Here is a 1,292-nt window from a genome sequence, read left to right as displayed (position 1 = left end):
GAGGGTGTTCAAAACTTTGTGTCAGTTTGGTCATTATAGGTCGATATGACCGTCCAGGCGTTTTGGGAAATGTATCGCCATTTGCGACAGCGTCAGGTTCCAATTTTGCACAGGGTGAGTCCAGCGTTCAGAGGCCTTGAGAATACCCGCATACAGCAGTTTCAACAGGCTATTTTCGTTGGCAAACCCACCCTTGGTCTTGGTGAGTTTTCGGAACTGCCGGTGCACGGCTTCAACGGCGTTAGTCGTGTAGACAGCTTTACGCACATAGTCGGGGTACTTGAAGTAGGCCGATAGTGTGGGCCACTTATTGCGCCAGGAAGCGATGACAAGCGGGTATTTGTCGCCCCATTTGGCTTCCAACTCGTCCAATGCCAGCTCGGCGGCATTGAGCGTAGCCGCCTTGTAGACCGCCTTCAAGTCGGCCATGAAGGCCTTTTGATTTTTCGAGGCGACGTACTTCAGCGAGTTCCGTATCTGGTGGATGATGCAGTGTTGGATCTCGGTGTTGGGATAGAGGCTTTCAATCGCTTCAGGGAAGCCTTTCAGGCCGTCAACACAGGCAATGAGAATGTCCTGGACACCACGGTTATAGAGGTCGGTGAGCACACTTAGCCAGTGGTGAGCGCCTTCCTGGTCGGAGAGATACAGGCCGAGAAGCTCCTTCTTGCCCTCGATGTTCAGCCCCAGAATGGTATAGACGGCCTTGCTGGTATAGCGGCCATGTTCCCGGATCTTGTAGTGGATCGCATCAAGCCAGACAATGGGATAGATGGCCTCCAGGTCACGCTCGCGCCAGGCCTGAAGCTCCGGTATCAGCTTATCGGTGACGGCATTGAGGGTGCCGTTGGAAAGCGAGATGCCATACAGGTCGGCAATATGCGTGCGAATGTCCTGATAGCTATTGCCCAGAGCGTATAGCGCAATGACTTTGCGTTCCAGTTCGTCGGTTAACTGAGTCTGGTGCTTCTTGACGATTTGCGGTTCAAAGGTGCCATTGCGATCGCGCGGTGTGGTTAGCTCAAAGCGGCCTGCAGGGCTTTTCATGGTCTTGGGAGAGCCCCCGTTTTTGCGGTTGGGCGTCTCTTGATTGTCGAGATGCGCGTCGAGCTCCGCCTGCATGGCAGCCTCGGTCAACTGCTTGATGAGCGGCGTCAGAATGCCCTCCTTGCCGGTGAGATCTTTCCCTTCTCGCAGGGCTTTCAGCGCCGCGTCCATGTCAAATGTTGGTTGTGTCATACATCACCTCTTTCCTCTTAGGGTAGAAGTGACACAGAATTCTGAACACTACC

General features: G+C 53.9%; 1 protein-coding gene. It reads right to left on the bottom strand.

Going from position 1 to position 1,292, the window contains the following annotated elements:
- Positions 1-33: 33 nt before the first annotated feature.
- Positions 34-1,239 carry an IS256 family transposase gene (locus tag ACT3TJ_RS17915; protein WP_442353091.1) on the bottom strand — a complete coding sequence of 402 codons (1,206 nt, stop codon included), beginning with the start codon at positions 1,237-1,239 and terminating at the stop codon, positions 34-36.
- Positions 1,240-1,292 lie beyond the last annotated feature (53 nt).

Source organism: Halomonas sp. AOP30-A1-24, assembly GCF_052378165.1.
In the GTDB taxonomy this organism is placed as follows: domain Bacteria; phylum Pseudomonadota; class Gammaproteobacteria; order Pseudomonadales; family Halomonadaceae; genus Vreelandella; species Vreelandella citrativorans.
This window is presented reverse-complemented; position numbering and strand designations above follow the sequence as displayed.